Source organism: Pseudomonas glycinae (genome assembly GCF_001594225.2).
GTDB classification, from domain to species: Bacteria; Pseudomonadota; Gammaproteobacteria; order Pseudomonadales; family Pseudomonadaceae; genus Aquipseudomonas; species Aquipseudomonas glycinae.
In genome coordinates this window covers 3,747,246-3,763,876 of sequence record NZ_CP014205.2, presented here as the reverse complement: position 1 = coordinate 3,763,876, position 16,631 = coordinate 3,747,246, and the positions used below count along the sequence as shown (strand labels likewise).

Below are 16,631 nucleotides of genomic sequence, written 5' to 3'. Positions count from 1 at the left end.
CTGTGGTTCCTTAAATTCGGTTTCAGGTGCGCGAAGGCGTTAAACGGTAAACGCGTCTTGCAGCAGTTGTTCCTGCTGCTCGGCGTGCATCGATGCGTAACCACATGCTGGGGCAGCAGAAGCCTCACGGCCCGCGTACTCGAGTACGAGAGATTTGTTGAGGTTGCTGATGCTGCGACGCAGGTGGTGCTGACTGCAGTACCAGGCGCCCTGGTTCATCGGCTCTTCCTGACACCACACGGCCGCTTTGGCATTGGTGTAAGGAGCCAGGACTTCTTTCAAGTCGTCCTCAGGGAACGGGTACAGCTGCTCGATACGCACGATGGCGATATCTTCGCGGCCTTCGGCACGACGTTTTTCCAGCAGGTCGTAGTAGACCTTGCCGCTGCACAGAACAACGCGCTCGACCTTTTTCGGGTCCAGTGCATCGATTTCCGGGATAACGGTCTGGAACGAACCTTCGGCCAGATCTTCCAGGGTCGAGATGGCCAGCTTGTGGCGCAGCAGCGACTTTGGAGTCAGAACGACCAATGGCTTGCGCAGCGGGCGAATCACCTGACGGCGCAGCAAGTGGTAGATCTGGGCCGGGGTGGTCGGCATGCACACCTGAATGTTGTGCTCGGCGCACAGCTGCAGGTAACGCTCAAGACGTGCCGAGCTGTGCTCAGGGCCCTGACCTTCGTAACCGTGTGGCAGCAGCATGGTCAGACCGCAGAGACGGCCCCACTTGTGCTCGCCGCTGGTGATGAACTGGTCGATAACAACCTGTGCACCGTTGGCGAAGTCGCCGAACTGGGCTTCCCAGATCACCAGCGCGTTTGGCGTAGTGGTCGAGTAACCGTATTCGAACGCCAGTACGGCTTCTTCCGACAGGAACGAGTCGTACAGGTCGAAGCGTGGCTGACCTTCATACAGATGCTTGAGCGGAATGTAGGTACCGGCATCTTTCTGGTTGTGCAGCACAGCGTGACGGTGCGAGAACGTGCCGCGGCCAATGTCCTGACCGGTCATGCGGATCGGGTGACCTTCGAACGCCAGGGTCGCGTACGCCATGGTTTCGGCGTAACCCCAGTTGATCGGCAGGCCGCCGGCTTGCATTTTCTGACGGTCTTCGTAGATCTTCGCGACCTGACGCTGAACCACGAAGCCTTCCGGAATTTCCAGCAGCTTGGCGGACAGTTCCTGCAGGGTCTTGAGGTCGAAGCGAGTGTCGTGACGCGCAGTCCAGGCGTGGCCCAGATACGGACGCCAGTCCACGAACAGCTCTTTGTTCGGCTCTTTGACCAGCGATTTCACGACGTGCAGACCGTTGTCCAGCGCGTTGCGGTATTCGTCGACTTTCGCCTGAACACGCTCTGCGTCCAGTACACCGGCCTGGGTCAGACGATCAGCGTACAGCTCACGGGTGGTGCGCTGCTTGGTGATCTGCTGATACATCAGAGGCTGGGTGCCGCTTGGCTCGTCGGCCTCGTTGTGGCCGCGACGACGGTAGCAGACCAGGTCGATCACCACGTCACGCTTGAACTGCATGCGGTAGTCGATGGCCAACTGGGTCACGAACAACACGGCTTCCGGATCATCACCATTCACATGGAGGATCGGCGCCTGGATCATTTTCGCAACGTCGGTCGCGTACTCGGTGGAGCGCGAGTCCAGCGGGTTGCTGATGGTGAAACCGACCTGGTTGTTGATCACGATGTGCACGGTACCGCCGGTCTTGAAACCGCGCGTCTGCGACATCTGGAAGGTTTCCATGACCACGCCTTGACCGGCGAATGCAGCATCACCGTGGATGGAGATCGGCAGAACCTTCTCACCGGTAGGGTCGTTGCGACGATCCTGACGGGCGCGAACCGAACCCTCGACCACCGGGGAAACGATTTCCAGGTGGGACGGGTTGAACGCCATGGCCAGGTGAACTTCACCGCCGGTGGTCATTACGTTGGACGAGAAGCCCTGGTGGTATTTAACGTCACCGGAACCCAGCTCGACCTTCTTCTTGCCTTCGAACTCGTCGAACAGCTCGCGCGGGTTCTTGCCGAAGGTGTTGACCAGTACGTTCAGACGGCCACGGTGGGCCATGCCAATGACGACTTCCTTGGTGCCGTAGGAACCGGAACGCTGGATCAGTTCGTCGAGCATCGGAATCAGGCTTTCGCCGCCTTCCAGACCGAAACGCTTGGTGCCCGGGTATTTGGTGCCCAGGTATTTTTCCAGGCCTTCACCGGCCGTCACGCGCTCGAGCAGGTGGCTCTTGATGTCCGCGGAATATTCCGGACGGCCACGCACGCTTTCCAGACGCTGCTGGAACCACTGGCGCTGCTCGGAATCGGTGATGTGCGTAAATTCAGCGCCGATGGTGCGGCAATATGTCTGCTGCAACGCTTCGTGAATTTCGCGTAGGCTCGCTTCCTCTTTGCCGATGAACAGGTCGCCGGCACGGAAGGTCGTATCAAGATCGGCATTGGTCAAGCCGTAGTGATTGATCGACAGGTCTGCAGGTGCAGGACGCTGCCACAGCCCCAGCGGGTCAAGCTGGGCTGCCTGGTGGCCACGCATACGGTAGGCCTGGATCAATCGCAGCACTTCAACTTGCTTCTTCTCGTGCTCACTGCTCACGCTGCCGGCGGAAACCGGTTGGGCGCGGCGCTGGTTCTTTGCCAGCAGCACGAAATGATCGCGAATTGTGGAGTGCGAAACATCGGTGGCAGAGCTGCCGTCGGCAGGCAGCTTCTGAAAGTAGGTGCGCCACTCTTCTGGCACAGCGTTAGGGTCGTGCAGGTAGAGCTCGTAGAGCTCTTCCACATAGGCAGCGTTTCCACCTGAAAGGTAGGCGCTGTTCCACATGCGCTGCATCACGCTTTCTTGCATGCTTGGTCACCCTCGGTTAGGGGAACACCATCGGTGCCGACACCGAGCAAGCTTGCAGAAGTCCGAATGCAGCGACCAAAACAAGCCACTTAGGATCACACTGATAGTCCGGGTACCAGCCCGGATGCCCCTGCTTGTCTCATTTCTTCAAAATAAGAGCCGCAGCTTATGGCTGCTGCTCTGGTTATAGCCATGGCGCGGGTTGAAGCCCGCGCCTAAGCCCTCTACGGGTACAGCGGTTACAGCAGCTGAATCACACGCCGCTCGAAAGCAGCATGTTACGGATGTGACCGATGGCCTTAGTCGGGTTCAGGCCTTTCGGACATACGTTGACGCAGTTCATGATGCCCCGGCAGCGGAAGACGCTGAACGGGTCATCGAGGGACGCCAGACGCTCGGATGTCTTGGTGTCACGGCTGTCTGCCAGGAAGCGGTACGCTTGCAGCAGGGCAGCTGGACCCAGGAACTTGTCCGGGTTCCACCAGAAGGACGGGCAAGAGGTCGAGCAGCAGGCGCACAGGATGCACTCGTACAGACCGTCGAGCTTTTCACGCTCTTCAGGGGACTGCAGACGCTCGATGGCCGGAGCCGGCGTGTCGTTCTGCAGGAATGGCTTAACCTTCTCGTATTGCTTGTAGAAGATGCTCATATCGACAACCAGGTCACGGATAACCGGCAAACCTGGCAGCGGACGAACGATCAGCTTGTTACCTTTGACGACAGCGGACAGCGGCGTGATGCACGCCAGGCCGTTCTTGCCGTTGATGTTCATGCCGTCGGAGCCGCAGACGCCTTCACGGCAGGAGCGACGATAGGAGAAACCTTCGTCCTGCTCTTTGATCAGGGCCAGCACGTCCAGCACCATCAGGTCTTTACCACCGGTATCAACCTGGAATTCCTGCATGAACGGCGCAGCGTCCTGATCAGGGTTGTAACGATAAACACTGACTTGCAACATGGCGGTCACCCTTAATAAGTCCGGACTTTAGGTTCGAAAGTCGGAACAGTCTTCGGCGAGAAGTTCACGGCACGCTTGGCGACGCGTTTCTCACCCGGGAAGTACAGGGTGTGGCACAGCCAGTTTTCGTCGTCACGATCTTCGAAGTCTTCACGGGCGTGAGCACCGCGGGACTCTTTACGTACTTCGGCAGCGATGGCGGTAGCTTCAGCCACTTCCAGCAGGTTTTGCAGTTCCAGCGCTTCGATACGGGCAGTGTTGAACGCCTGCGACTTGTCGTTGATCTTCACGTTGGCGATGCGCTTGCGCAGATCGGCCAGCTGGGCAATACCCTTCTGCATGTATTCGCCGGTACGGAATACACCGAAGTAGTTCTGCATGCAGCTTTGCAGCTCGCGACGCAGGGTAGCGACGTCTTCGCCGTCGGTACGGTTGTTCAGGGCGTTCAGACGTGCCAGGGCAGCTTCGATGTCGGCTTCGGTAGCGTCGTCGTATTCGATGCCGTCGGTCAGCGCCTTCTCCAGGTGCAGGCCGGCAGCGCGGCCGAATACCACCAGGTCGAGCAGCGAGTTGCCGCCCAGACGGTTGGCACCGTGAACCGATACGCAAGCCACTTCACCTACCGCGAACAGACCAGGAATGATCTGATCCACGCCTTCGGCGTCCTGGGTGATCGCCTGGCCATGAATGTTGGTGGCAACGCCGCCCATCATGTAGTGGCAAGTCGGAACAACCGGAACCGGAGCAACCACCGGATCAACGTGTGCGAAAGTCTTCGACAGCTCGCAGATACCTGGCAGACGGCTGTGCAGCACTTCCTCGCCCAGATGGTCGAGTTTGAGCATCACGTGGTCGCCATTCGGACCGCAACCATTACCGGCGATGATCTCTTTAACCATCGAACGGGCAACCACGTCACGACCGGCAAGGTCTTTGGCGTTCGGAGCATAACGCTCCATGAAACGCTCGCCGTGCTTGTTGATCAGGTAACCACCTTCACCACGGCAACCTTCGGTCACCAGTACACCGGCGCCGGCGATGCCGGTCGGGTGGAACTGCCACATTTCGATGTCTTGTACCGGCACGCCAGCACGCAGAGCCATGCCGACGCCGTCACCAGTGTTGATCAGGGCGTTGGTGGTGGAGGCATAGATACGACCTGCACCGCCGGTAGCCAGTACGGTGGCTTTGGCGCGGATGTAGGTGGTTTCGCCGGTTTCGATGCAGATCGCGATCACACCGACGAATTCGCCTTCCTGGTTTTTCACCAGGTCGACAGCGTAGTACTCGTTCAGGAACGTGGTACCGGCTTTCAGGTTGCCCTGATAAAGGGTGTGCAGCAGCGCGTGACCGGTACGGTCGGAAGCGGCGCAGGTACGGGCAGCCTGCCCGCCTTTACCGTAATCCTTCGACTGACCGCCGAACGGACGCTGGTAGATACGGCCTTGCTCGGTACGCGAGAACGGCAGACCCATGTGGTCGAGCTCGAAAACGGCAGCCGGGCCTTCCTGACACATGTATTCGATAGCGTCCTGGTCACCGATGTAGTCGGAACCCTTGACGGTATCGTACATGTGCCAGCGCCAGTCATCGTTCGGGTCGGCCGAAGCGATGGCGCAGGTGATCCCGCCCTGTGCGGACACAGTGTGCGAACGGGTCGGGAAAACCTTGGTGATCACGGCCGTCTTGTGACCGCCCTGGGCCAGTTGCAGCGCTGCGCGCATGCCGGCACCGCCGCCACCAATAATGATGGCGTCGAAAGAAATCGTTGGAATGTTAGCCATGAATCAGATACCCCAGAGAATCTGCACACCCCAGACGAAGTAAGCGAACATCGCGACGCCGCATACTGCCTGGAAAAGGAAACGTACTGCAGTCGCGGACTTGCCCAGCGCCATTGGCGTCAGGTAGTCGGTCGCGATGGTCCACATGCCGACCCAGGCGTGAGCGCCCAGGGCAACCAGTGCCAGCAGACTGAAGATACGCATTCCGTTGTGGGCGAACAGGCCGTGCCATTGGTCGTAGCCAATGCCCGGGTTCGCGGCGAGGTAGCCGATCAGGAATATGAAATAAGCCGCGAGAACGACCGCAGACACACGCTGTGCCATCCAGTCATAGAGGCCCGAACGCGAAAGGTTTGTAACGCTGGTTACCATATCCAAACTCCTGCCAGAACGATCAGCACCACGGAAACGGCGATGATCAGTTTCGAGCCCAGGCGGCCGCCTTCCAGCGTCTCACCGATGCCCATGTCCATGATCAAGTGGCGCACACCGGCAACCAGGTGATACAGAAGAGCGGACAGGAGGCCCCATGCTACGAACTTGGCCAGCGGGCTGGTCAAGCATGCCTTCACCTCGACATAACCTTCCTCGGAACCCAGGGATTTGCCCAATGCATAAAGCATGATGCCAAGGCCCAGGAAGAGGATGATGCCGGAAACACGGTGAAGAAACGACGTAACGCCGGTGATGGGGAGTTTGATGGTCCTTAGGTCTAGGTTTACAGGTCGTTGGCTTTTCACGGCTTTTTTTTCACACTGAAGAGCCCCTAACAATCAGGGCAAAGTTGTTGGGGAGTGCACTGGTCAGGTAACCACCACCCAGGGATGCGACCCCCAATGAAAGCAAGCCCAAAAGCCCTTGGCGGTCGGTCGCCGAGTATAGACAGTTAGGCTACTAATGACAACGCAATCGCCTACCCCCAATAGCGGATTGCACAAGTCGTATAAAAGGCGTAAATGGCAGGCAATTTCGAGGAAAAAGTACGGTTAAAGCCTTCTGGAGCAAGACTTTAGGCAAATTGACATTCGAATTTATCTCACTATAGTGGTGCGGGCCCTGCGTGGGGGGTCTGTCTGATGATTTCAAGCATAAATAGGAGGCCACATGGCTGACAAAAAAGCGCAGTTGATCATCGAGGGCGCAGCCCCCGTCGAGCTGCCCATTTTAACCGGCACCGTTGGTCCCGATGTTATCGATGTTCGGGGCCTGACGGCCACGGGCCGCTTCACTTTCGACCCCGGTTTCATGTCGACCGCTTCCTGCGAATCGAAGATCACCTATATCGACGGCGACAACGGCATCCTGCTGCACCGCGGCTACCCGATCGAACAGCTGGCTGAAAAGTCGGACTACCTGGAAACCTGCTACCTGCTGCTGAACGGCGAACTGCCGACTGCAGAGCAAAAGGCCCAGTTCGTCGGCACCGTGAAGAACCACACCATGGTTCACGAACAGCTGAAAACCTTCTTCAACGGCTTCCGCCGCGACGCCCACCCGATGGCCGTCATGTGTGGTGTAGTCGGCGCCCTCTCGGCCTTCTACCACGACTCCCTCGACATCAATAACCCGCAGCATCGCGAAATCTCCGCGATCCGCCTGGTTGCCAAGATGCCGACCCTGGCCGCGATGGTTTACAAGTACTCCATGGGCCAACCCATGATGTACCCGCGCAACGACCTGTCGTACGCGGAAAACTTCCTGCACATGATGTTCAACACCCCGTGCGAGATCAAACCGATCAGCCCGGTACTCGCCAAGGCCATGGACCGGATCTTCATCCTCCACGCCGACCACGAGCAGAACGCCTCGACCTCCACCGTGCGTCTGGCGGGCTCCTCGGGCGCCAACCCGTTCGCCTGTATCGCCGCCGGCATCGCCGCACTGTGGGGCCCTGCCCACGGCGGTGCGAACGAAGCCGTGCTGACCATGCTCGATGAAATCGGCGATGTTTCGAACATCGACAAGTTCATCGCCAAGGCCAAGGACAAGAACGATCCGTTCAAGCTGATGGGCTTCGGTCACCGCGTCTACAAGAACCGCGACCCTCGCGCGACTGTAATGAAGCAGACCTGCGACGAAGTGCTGAAGGAACTGGGCATCCAGAACGACCCGCAACTCGAACTGGCCATGCGCCTGGAAGAGATCGCCCTGACCGATCCGTACTTCATCGAGCGCTCGCTGTACCCGAACGTCGACTTCTACTCGGGGATCATCCTCAAGGCGATCGGCATTCCGACCAGCATGTTCACTGTGATCTTCGCCCTGGCACGTACTGTCGGCTGGATTTCGCACTGGAAGGAAATGCTCTCCAGCCCGTACAAGATTGGCCGTCCGCGTCAGCTGTACACTGGCTACGAGTCGCGGGATATCACCAAGCTGGAAGACCGCAAATAAGAGCTGTCTTGCGATAGCGTCTTAGCGCTGTACCGGGAACGGCCTCCATGTGAATGGGGGCCGTTTTTCGTTTTGGGCATCTCAGCGGCCTTTGGGCCGACTGTTTTTTTTGTTGATTGGGTGTATATCCGTTGCTTCGGGTGCTGCCGCTGGCGGTTTCGCTCTTACAGCGAGTCCCTTTTTCAAACGCCAAAAAGGAACCAAAAGGCTTTTGCCCCGGCGTACGGCACTTCGCCTAGGCTCAGTGTTCCCTCGCTACGGTGTCCATCAGGGGGCATCGCCTACGGTTTGCTTCGCTGCACCTCCTCTCGATGTATGCGGCTTCGCCGCACGGCGCTGCGCGCCTACCCCCTGATGGACACCTACGCTCGGCCTGCCGAAGGGGCAAAAAATCAAAAGCCAGAGCCAGAGCCAGAGCCAGAGCCAGAGCAAAAGCCAAACACGCCGCGCCCCTCCCCACTCACCACAATGAGCGTTAGCTCGAGTACCGCTGTTGATCGCAGGGCCCGTCGGCAGGCTGAGTGGAGGGATTGATCCGGGGGTGGGAGCGTAGCGACCGTTTGGCGAAGCCAAACACATCGAGAGGAGGTGCAGCGAAGCAAACCGTAGGCGATGCCCCCGGATCAATCCCGGAGCGAAGGAACCCGAGCCACAGCGAGGGCCGTACGTCAGGGTAAAGCCTTTTTGGTTACTTTTTCGGCGTTTGGAAAAAGTGACCCGCCGTAAGGGCGGAACCCCAAGCAGCCGTTACCGCAGCAACGGATATACACACAAACCAAAACCACCCTAAGAAAGTCCGATAACCGCCCACAAAAAAAATGCCCCAATCTCTCGACCAGGGCATTTTCATTCAACTCAACCTACACAAAAAGCCTCAGTGCGAAACCGCCCCACTAGCCCCCAACCCAGTCTGCGAACGCACAAACTGCGGGAAGAACAGCGCACGCTCATTCTCGGCTTCGGCCGACTTATCGGTGACCGAGAAGAACCAGATCCCGATAAACGCAATGATCATCGAGAACAACGCCGGATACTCGTAAGGGAAGATCGCCTTCTCATGATGCAGAATCTGCACCCAGATGGTCGGGCCAAGAATCATCAGACCCACCGCACTCACCAGGCCCAGCCAGCCGCCAATCATGGCGCCACGAGTGGTCAGCTTCTTCCAGTACATCGAAAGCAGCAGCACCGGGAAGTTGCAGCTTGCCGCGATGGAGAACGCCAGGCCAACCATGAACGCAATGTTCTGGCTTTCGAACAGGATGCCCAGGCCAATGGCCAGAACGCCCAGCGCGATGGTGGTGATCTTCGAAACGCGGATCTCATCCTTCTCGTTGGCCTTGCCCTTCTTGATCACGCTGGCGTACAGGTCGTGAGACACCGCCGAAGCACCGGCCAGGGTCAGACCGGCCACGACCGCCAGAATGGTCGCGAACGCTACCGCCGAGATGAAGCCAAGGAACACGCTGCCGCCCACGGCGTTGGCCAGGTGCACCGCCGCCATGTTGTTGCCGCCGAGCAGAGCGCCGGCTGCATCTTTAAAGGCCGGATTGGTGCTGACCAGCAGGATCGCGCCGAAGCCGATGATGAAGGTCAGGATGTAGAAGTAGCCAATGAAACCGGTCGCGTACAGCACGCTCTTGCGGGCTTCTTTCGCATCGCTGACAGTGAAGAAGCGCATCAGGATGTGCGGCAGGCCGGCGGTACCGAACATCAGTGCCAGACCCAGGGAGAACGCCGAGATCGGATCTTTGACCAGACCGCCCGGGCTCATGATCGCTTCGCCCTTGGCGTGAACCTTGATCGCTTCGGAGAACAGGGTGTTGAAGTCGAAATTGACGTGCTTCATCACCATCAGCGCCATGAACGAGGCACCGGACAGCAACAGCACCGCCTTGATGATCTGTACCCAAGTGGTCGCCAGCATGCCGCCGAACAGCACGTACATGCACATCAGGATGCCGACCAGAATCACCGCGACGTGGTAGTCGAGACCGAACAGCAGCTGGATCAACTTGCCGGCACCGACCATTTGCGCAATCAGGTAGAACGCCACCACCACCAGCGAACCGCAGGCCGACAGCGTGCGGATCTGGGTTTGCCCGAGGCGGTAGGACGCCACGTCGGCAAAGGTGTATTTGCCCAGGTTACGCAGACGCTCGGCGATCAGGAACAGAATGATCGGCCAGCCCACCAGGAAGCCGATCGAGTAGATCAGGCCGTCGTAGCCGGAGGTGAACACCAGCGCGGAAATACCCAGGAAGGACGCCGCCGACATGTAGTCACCGGCAATTGCCAGACCGTTCTGGAAACCGGTGATCTTGCCGCCCGCCGCATAGTAGTCGGCCGCCGACTTGTTGCGTTTGGAAGCCCAGTAGGTAATGCACAGGGTCGCACCGACAAACACCACAAACATGACGATCGCGGAAACGTTGAGTGGTTGTTTGTGGACTTCGCCGGTCAGGGCGTCAGCGGCCCAGACGGCTGGAGCGAACGCTGCGATGCTCAAAAGAGCCAGTAGACGCCGGATCATTGCTGAGCCTCCTTGAGAATCGCGTTGTTCAGGTCGTCGAACTCGCCATTGGCGCGGCGCACGTAAATGCCGGTAAGGACGAAGGCCGAGACAATCAGTCCTACACCGATCGGGATGCCCCAGGTGATGGATGATTCGGGGCTGATTTTCGTCCCGAGCACTTGCGGCCCGTACGCGATCAGAAGGATGAAGCCGGAATAAAGCCCGAGCATGATCGCCGAGAGTATCCAGGCGAACCTTTCTCTTTTCTTCACCAGCTCCTTGAATCGCGGGCTGTTCTGAATCGAGAGGTAAATGCTGTCGTTCATTGTTTTTATCCTCGCAGCACAGATTTTTATTTTTGGAACATATCCACTGTATGCGGCTGCGAGCCGGGTTCCAGACGACCTTAGTAGTAGAACGCCATGACGTTTTCGCCAATTTCCAGACGGATCGAAAACGGCCAACGCTGCCTATTAATAGAGGACAAACAAAAAAGGCCGCCCGACGGTCATGTCGGGCGGCCCTGGGAAGCGCAGATTAGACGCTTCGGCTTAAATCACTTGGTCCAGTCGGCAACACGCTCAGGGTGCTTGGCAACCCAATCCTTGGCCGCTGCGTCAGGTTTTGCACCGTCCTGAATCGCCAGCATGACTTCGCCGATTTCGTCTTTCGAAGCCCACTGGAAGTTCTTCAGGAACTTGGCCACTTCCGGCGCCTTGGTCGCCAGCTCCTTGCTGCCGATGCTGTTCACGGTTTCAGCCGCGCCATACACGCCTTTCGGGTCGTCGAGGAAGCGCAGTTTCCACTTGGCGAACATCCAGTGCGGCACCCAGCCGGTGACGGCGATGGATTCGTTTTTCTTCTCGGCGCGAGTCAGCTCGGCAATCATGCCGGCGCCGGAACTGGCCTTGAGGGTGTATTTGTCGAGGCCGTAATCCTTGATCGCCTGATCGGTCTTGAGCATCACGCCTGAACCGGCATCGATGCCGACGATGCGATTCTTGAAGGAGTCGTCGGTTTTCAGGTCCTCGATCGACTTGGCCTTGACGTACTCCGGCACGATCAGACCGATTTTCGCGTCCTTGAAGTTCGGGCCGTAATCGACGACCTGATCCTTGTTCTTGGTCCAGTATTCGCCGTGGGTCACTGGCAGCCAGGCCGAGAGCATGGCGTCGAGTTTGCCGGTGGCAACACCCTGCCACATGATGCCGGTGGCGACGGCCTGCAGTTTCACGTCGTAGCCGAGTTTCTGCTTGATCACTTCGGCCGCCACGTGAGTGGTCGCGACGCTGTCGGACCAGCCGTCAACGTAACCGATGTTCAGGGTCTGTTTTTCAGCGCTGGCGAAAGTGGAGCTCATCGCAAGTACCAGAGCGGCACCTGCGCCTAAAAGTCGTCGCATCTTCATCGTTACTTCCCCGAAATGCTGCGCCCGACGGATGCCGGGCATCGTCAACGTGTTGTTATGGTGCTCGGCGCCCCCATCACGCCCGTTCGCGAATTCGTTCGAACATCAGCGGAGTACTGACGCTTTTGATCATCAACCTGACGCCCGATAAGACCTGCTCTGCCAGCGACCTCGAAGCAACGAGAAACGACATCAGAACGCCATTAACTGCGTCCGGATATTTGGCGCCAGACAATCCGCCCGAACTTTGCATGTCAAAATCGTGCGGGCCACCAACCTGCTTATAAATGCAGGTAACATGCGTCGCTTTGCAGCCACTCGGCCTGACCATGTCCGCGACTTCCCGCTTCCCCTTTCGTCCTTATCTGTTCGCCTGCCTGCTCGGGCTGTTTGCCCTGTGCGGTTTCTGGTACGGCCTCGGTAAACCGGTGATCCTGCCGGACGTCGCCACCCCGACCCACAAGCTGCAATGCGCCTCCTATACCCCGTTCGACAAAGACCAATCGCCGTTCGACGTGCCGTTCAAACTGCGCCCGGAGCGCATGGACGCCGACCTCGCCCTGCTCGCCACCCGCTTCGAATGCATCCGCACCTACTCAATGAGCGGCCTCGAAGCGCTGCCGGATCTGGCGCGCAAGCACGGTTTGAAGTTGATGATCGGCGCGTGGGTCAACAGCAATCCGGTGGACACCGAGAAGGAAGTCGATCTGCTGATTGCCTCGGCCAACGCCAACCCGGATGTGGTCAGCGCCGTGATCGTCGGCAACGAAGCCTTGCTGCGCAAAGAGGTTACCGCGACCCAGCTGGTGAAGCTGATCAACAAGGTCAAGAGCCACATCAAGCAGCCGGTGACCTACGCCGATGTCTGGGAGTTCTGGCTCAAGCACCCGGAAGTCGCGCCGGCGGTTGATTTCCTGACCATTCATTTGCTGCCGTACTGGGAAGATGATCCGTCGAACATCGACGCCGCGCTGCATCATGTAGCGGAAGTGCGCCAGGTGTTCGGCAACAAGTTCGCCCCCAAGGACGTGATGATTGGCGAAACCGGCTGGCCGAGCGAAGGTCGCCAGCGCGAAACCGCCCTGCCGAGCCGGGTCAACGAGGCCAAGTTCATTCGTGGTTTTGTCACCCTCGCCGAACAGGAAGGCTGGCGTTACAACCTGATCGAAGCGTTCGACCAGCCATGGAAGCGCGGCAGCGAAGGCGCGGTCGGCGGTTACTGGGGGCTGTTCGATGCTGATCGCCAGGACAAGCGCGTGCTGGCCGGCCCGGTGTCGAACGTGCCGTACTGGTCGCAGTGGCTGGCGGTCGGCGGGCTGATTTTCCTCGGCACATTACTGCTGGGCGGCCGGGTTCGCACGACGCGCTCGGCGCTGATCCTGCCGCTGCTCGGCGCCCTCGCCGCCTGCTCGATCGGTGCCTGGGGTGATCTGGCGCGGGTGACCACGCGATTTGCCAGCGAATGGCTCTGGGTCGGCTTGCTGACGGCTCTGAATCTGTTGGTGCTGGCCCATGCTGCGCTGACCTTGAGCGCCCGTAATGGCTGGCGTGAACGGGCGTTCAACGCTTTCGAGCGACGGGCCGGCTGGCTGGTGGCGGCAGCCGGTTTTGCCGCTGCGGTGATGATGCTGGAGTTGGTGTTCGATCCGCGCTATCGCAGCTTCCCGAGCGTGGCGTTCATCCTGCCGGCGCTGGTTTACCTGTGCCGTCCAGTGCCCGTGGCCCGTCGGGAGATCGCCCTGCTGACCTTCATCATCGGCGCCGGCATTGCGCCGCAGCTGTACCGCGAAGGACTGCAGAATCAGCAGGCCTGGGGCTGGGCGCTGGTCAGCGTGTTGATGGTGGCTGCACTATGGCGCTGCCTGCGGGTTCGCAACCACTGATCTTCAGGGCTGAACCGGCCTCTTCGCTGGCAAGCCAGCTTCCACAGGATTCCTGTCTGCCACAGGTTCTGTATCTACATGGATCAAGCGTGGGAGCTGGCTTGCCAGCGATGGCTGACTGTCAGACGCCGCGAGATGCTCGAACCAGTCGCAAACCGGCAATCACCACCGCAAACACCGCCAGCGTCGTGTTGTACAGCGCCAGCGCCGGCAACCCGAACACCAGCGCCAGCACCGCCAGCCACCACCCGGCTCGGCCCGGCACTACAAAACCGATCACCGCAGCCGCGACCGCCGCCCAGCCAAGCAGCTGAAAATGAATCATCAGGCCCAGATTCGAGCGCACCGAGCATTCCCAGCGGCTCGCCTCATCCACGCAGATGCCCACCCACTGCGCGTCCTCCATGAAGCCATAACGCGCGCCATAACTGGCGGCCAGCCACAACGGCAACAGAACGAGCAGCAGAATCACGGGCAAGCGGCGGGACATGGAACACTCCAATCGATGAAATCGGCGGCCAGCTTAATCTGCCGCGGCGCATACGCAAGGACTAACAACTCTTAACTGGTCATTCCTTCCTTGCAAAGTGTATCGTCCGGCTACTATTACTCCGAATTCCGTCAGTTTGGTGCCGAGGCATGGCACTTTGGCGCAACCCCGGTGGTCATAGCCTGCGAACTTCATTCGGCACCTTCCTCTAAGGGATCCAGTCATGCTCCGTTCCTTGCGCTTCGCCGCCCTGTTTGGCGGCCTTATTCTGAGTGCGTCCGCACTGGCGGTGGATATCGACGCCGCCAGCTATGGCTATCCCCTGACCAATCCGTTCGAGGCGACCATCGCTACCACGCCGCCGGACTTACGCCCGGAACTGCCACTGGACGACGACATCGATCAGGCCGATCGCAGCGTCACCCTGCGCCCCGAGCGCGAATTCATCCTGCCGGACAATTTCTGGCCGGTGAAAAAACTGACCTACCGCATCGCCACCCAGGACAAGGCCGCACCGCTGATCTTCCTGATCGCCGGCACCGGCGCGCGTTATGACAGCACGCTCAACGAGTACCTGAAGAAGCTTTATTACAAGGCCGGCTACCACGTCGTGCAGCTGTCATCGCCGACCAGCTTCGACTTCATGAGCGCCGCCTCGCGTTTCGCCACCCCCGGCGTGACCAAGGAAGATGCCGAAGACATGTACCGGGTGATGCAGGCCGTGCGGGCGCAAAACCCGAAACTGCCGATCACTGACTATTACCTCAGCGGCTACAGCCTCGGCGCACTGGACGCAGCGTTCGTCGCCCATCTGGATGAAACCCGGCGCAGCTTCAACTTCAAGAAAGTCCTGCTGCTCAATCCGCCGGTCAACCTCTACACCTCGATTACCAACCTCGACAAGCTGGTACAGACCGAGGTCAAGGGCATCAACAACAGCACGACGTTCTATGAGCTGGTGCTGAACAAACTGACCCGCTACTTCCAACAGAAGGGCTACATCGACCTCAACGATGCGCTGCTCTACGACTTCCAGCAGTCCAAGCAACACCTGAGCAACGAGCAGATGGCGATGCTGATCGGCACCTCGTTCCGTTTCTCGGCGGCGGATATCGCGTTCACTTCCGACCTGATCAACCGTCGCGGCCTGATCACCCCGCCGAAATTCCCGATCACCGAAGGCACCAGCCTCACGCCGTTCCTAAAGCGTGCGCTGCAATGCGACTTCGACTGCTACCTCACCGAACAGGTGATCCCGATGTGGCGCGCCCGCACCGACGGCGGCAGCCTGCTGCAACTGATCGATCAGGTGAGCCTGTACGCCTTGAAGGATTACCTGCACGACAGCCCGAAAATCGCCGTCATGCACAACGCTGACGACGTGATCCTCGGCCCGGGCGACCTCGGTTTCCTGCGCCGCACCTTCGGCGATCGCCTGACCGTTTATCCGCTGGGCGGCCATTGCGGCAACCTTAACTACCGCGTCAACAGCGACGCCATGCTGGAGTTCTTCCGTGGCTAAATATCTCCTGCTGATTGCAGCGCTCCTCAGTGCAGGTATGGCCCAGGCCGACAACAGCAAAGCCAATGCACCGGTGGTCATCGACAGCGACGGCTTCAAGGAGCCGCTGTCCAAACTCAAGTTCAACCCGGGGCTGGATCAGCGCGAGTTCGAGCGTTCGACCCTCAGCGCGCTGAACGTCTATGACCCGCTGGAAGAGTGGAACCGCCGCGTCTACCACTTCAACTACCGCTTCGACCAATGGGTGTTCCTGCCGGTGGTCAATGGCTATCGCTACGTCACCCCGAGCTTCGTGCGCACCGGCGTGAGCAACTTCTTCAACAACATTGGCGACGTACCGAACCTGGTCAACAGCCTGTTGCAGTTCAAGGGCAAGCGCTCGATGGAAACCACCGCGCGCCTGCTGCTCAACACCACCATCGGCATCGCCGGGCTTTGGGATCCGGCCACCGCCATGGGCCTGCCGCGCCAGAACGAAGACTTCGGCCAGACCCTGGGCTTTTACGGCGTACCGGGCGGTGCTTACTTCGTGCTGCCGATCCTCGGCCCGTCGAACCTGCGCGATACCGCAGGCCTGGCCGTGGACTACACCGCCGAGTCTGCGATCAACTTCCTCAACGTCTCGGAAGTCAGCTCCAACCACCCGGAAGTGTGGGTACTGCGTGGCGTCGACAAGCGTTACCAGACCAGCTTCCGCTACGGTCAGTTGAACTCACCGTTCGAGTACGAGAAGGTGCGCTACGTCTACACCGAGTCGCGCAAGTTGCAGATCGCCGAGTAAAAACAACAGCCACAAAAAAGGCCAT

At 59.3% G+C, this 16,631-nt stretch carries 13 protein-coding genes; 4 read left to right on the top strand and 9 right to left on the bottom strand.

From position 1 onward, the window contains the following. Positions 1-39 precede the first annotated feature (39 nt). The 5 genes from AWU82_RS17145 to sdhC all read right to left on the bottom strand — a co-directional run bounded on the left by AWU82_RS17145 (position 40) and on the right by sdhC (position 6,353). Entirely contained in the window at positions 40-2,871 is a 2,832-nt protein-coding gene (locus AWU82_RS17145) for a 2-oxoglutarate dehydrogenase E1 component (protein ID WP_011333115.1), read from the bottom strand. A 253-nt stretch (positions 2,872-3,124) separates the two neighbouring features. Continuing rightward, positions 3,125-3,829 carry a succinate dehydrogenase iron-sulfur subunit gene (gene sdhB, locus AWU82_RS17140; protein ID WP_007959035.1) on the bottom strand — a complete coding sequence of 235 codons (705 nt, stop codon included), beginning with the start codon at positions 3,827-3,829 and terminating at the stop codon, positions 3,125-3,127. A gap of 11 nt (positions 3,830-3,840) precedes the next feature. Next, a complete protein-coding gene (sdhA, locus tag AWU82_RS17135; RefSeq protein ID WP_011333114.1) occupies positions 3,841-5,613 on the bottom strand; it encodes a succinate dehydrogenase flavoprotein subunit in 1,773 nt (590 codons plus the stop codon). A 3-nt stretch (positions 5,614-5,616) separates the two neighbouring features. Next, positions 5,617-5,985 carry a succinate dehydrogenase, hydrophobic membrane anchor protein gene (gene sdhD, locus AWU82_RS17130; RefSeq protein WP_007977503.1) on the bottom strand — a complete coding sequence of 123 codons (369 nt, stop codon included), beginning with the start codon at positions 5,983-5,985 and terminating at the stop codon, positions 5,617-5,619. Next, positions 5,979-6,353 carry a succinate dehydrogenase, cytochrome b556 subunit gene (gene sdhC / locus AWU82_RS17125; protein ID WP_011333113.1) on the bottom strand — a complete coding sequence of 125 codons (375 nt, stop codon included), beginning with the start codon at positions 6,351-6,353 and terminating at the stop codon, positions 5,979-5,981. Before sdhC ends, sdhD begins: the two co-directional genes overlap by 7 nt. Before the next feature lie 364 nt (positions 6,354-6,717). Between sdhC and gltA the strand changes: the two genes are divergently transcribed. Next, positions 6,718-8,007 (top strand): citrate synthase, encoded by a 1,290-nt coding sequence (gene gltA, locus AWU82_RS17120; RefSeq protein ID WP_007959044.1) that lies wholly within the window; start codon positions 6,718-6,720, stop codon positions 8,005-8,007. A gap of 874 nt (positions 8,008-8,881) precedes the next feature. Here gltA and actP read toward each other — a convergent pair. From actP to AWU82_RS17105, 3 genes are all read right to left on the bottom strand, one after another. Continuing rightward, complete coding sequence (gene actP, locus AWU82_RS17115) at positions 8,882-10,540, bottom strand: cation acetate symporter (protein WP_064378656.1); 1,659 nt, start codon at positions 10,538-10,540, stop codon at positions 8,882-8,884. Beyond that, the gene (locus AWU82_RS17110; RefSeq protein ID WP_064378655.1) at positions 10,537-10,848 is read right to left on the bottom strand and encodes a DUF485 domain-containing protein; all 312 of its coding nucleotides are present in this window, start codon (positions 10,846-10,848) and stop codon (positions 10,537-10,539) included. Before AWU82_RS17110 ends, actP begins: the two co-directional genes overlap by 4 nt. A gap of 230 nt (positions 10,849-11,078) precedes the next feature. Next, positions 11,079-11,930: a glycine betaine ABC transporter substrate-binding protein gene (locus tag AWU82_RS17105; protein ID WP_064378654.1), complete on the bottom strand. Its 852-nt coding sequence runs from the start codon at positions 11,928-11,930 to the stop codon at positions 11,079-11,081. Positions 11,931-12,217: 287 nt separating this feature from the next. On the opposite strand from AWU82_RS17105, the gene AWU82_RS17100 reads away from it, so the two are divergent. Then, a complete protein-coding gene (locus tag AWU82_RS17100; RefSeq protein ID WP_064378653.1) occupies positions 12,218-13,813 on the top strand; it encodes a glycoside hydrolase family 17 protein in 1,596 nt (531 codons plus the stop codon). 121 nt (positions 13,814-13,934) lie between these two features. On the opposite strand, the gene AWU82_RS17095 is transcribed toward AWU82_RS17100, so the two are convergent. Next, positions 13,935-14,303 (bottom strand): hypothetical protein, encoded by a 369-nt coding sequence (locus tag AWU82_RS17095; RefSeq protein ID WP_064378652.1) that lies wholly within the window; start codon positions 14,301-14,303, stop codon positions 13,935-13,937. 223 nt (positions 14,304-14,526) lie between these two features. Between AWU82_RS17095 and mlaY the strand changes: the two genes are divergently transcribed. Beyond that, positions 14,527-15,825: a lipid asymmetry maintenance lipase MlaY gene (mlaY, locus tag AWU82_RS17090; protein WP_064378651.1), complete on the top strand. Its 1,299-nt coding sequence runs from the start codon at positions 14,527-14,529 to the stop codon at positions 15,823-15,825. Next, positions 15,818-16,606 (top strand): MlaA family lipoprotein, encoded by a 789-nt coding sequence (locus AWU82_RS17085; RefSeq protein ID WP_064378650.1) that lies wholly within the window; start codon positions 15,818-15,820, stop codon positions 16,604-16,606. Before mlaY ends, AWU82_RS17085 begins: the two co-directional genes overlap by 8 nt. The last annotated feature ends 25 nt before the right edge of the window (positions 16,607-16,631 follow it).

Bases quoted from the DNA above. Each gene is read 5' to 3' on its own strand.
- gltA (WP_007959044.1), top strand. From the start codon at position 6,718: ATGGCTGACAAAAAAGCGCAGTTGATCATCGAGGGCGCAGCCCCCGTC.
- AWU82_RS17110 (WP_064378655.1), bottom strand. From the start codon at position 10,848: ATGAACGACAGCATTTACCTCTCGATTCAGAACAGCCCGCGATTCAAG.
- mlaY (WP_064378651.1), top strand. From the start codon at position 14,527: ATGCTCCGTTCCTTGCGCTTCGCCGCCCTGTTTGGCGGCCTTATTCTG.
- sdhA (WP_011333114.1), bottom strand. From the start codon at position 5,613: ATGGCTAACATTCCAACGATTTCTTTCGACGCCATCATTATTGGTGGC.
- sdhB (WP_007959035.1), bottom strand. From the start codon at position 3,829: ATGTTGCAAGTCAGTGTTTATCGTTACAACCCTGATCAGGACGCTGCG.
- AWU82_RS17105 (WP_064378654.1), bottom strand. From the start codon at position 11,930: ATGAAGATGCGACGACTTTTAGGCGCAGGTGCCGCTCTGGTACTTGCG.
- AWU82_RS17100 (WP_064378653.1), top strand. From the start codon at position 12,218: ATGCAGGTAACATGCGTCGCTTTGCAGCCACTCGGCCTGACCATGTCC.
- sdhD (WP_007977503.1), bottom strand. From the start codon at position 5,985: ATGGTAACCAGCGTTACAAACCTTTCGCGTTCGGGCCTCTATGACTGG.
- actP (WP_064378656.1), bottom strand. From the start codon at position 10,540: ATGATCCGGCGTCTACTGGCTCTTTTGAGCATCGCAGCGTTCGCTCCA.
- AWU82_RS17145 (WP_011333115.1), bottom strand. From the start codon at position 2,871: ATGCAAGAAAGCGTGATGCAGCGCATGTGGAACAGCGCCTACCTTTCA.
- AWU82_RS17095 (WP_064378652.1), bottom strand. From the start codon at position 14,303: ATGTCCCGCCGCTTGCCCGTGATTCTGCTGCTCGTTCTGTTGCCGTTG.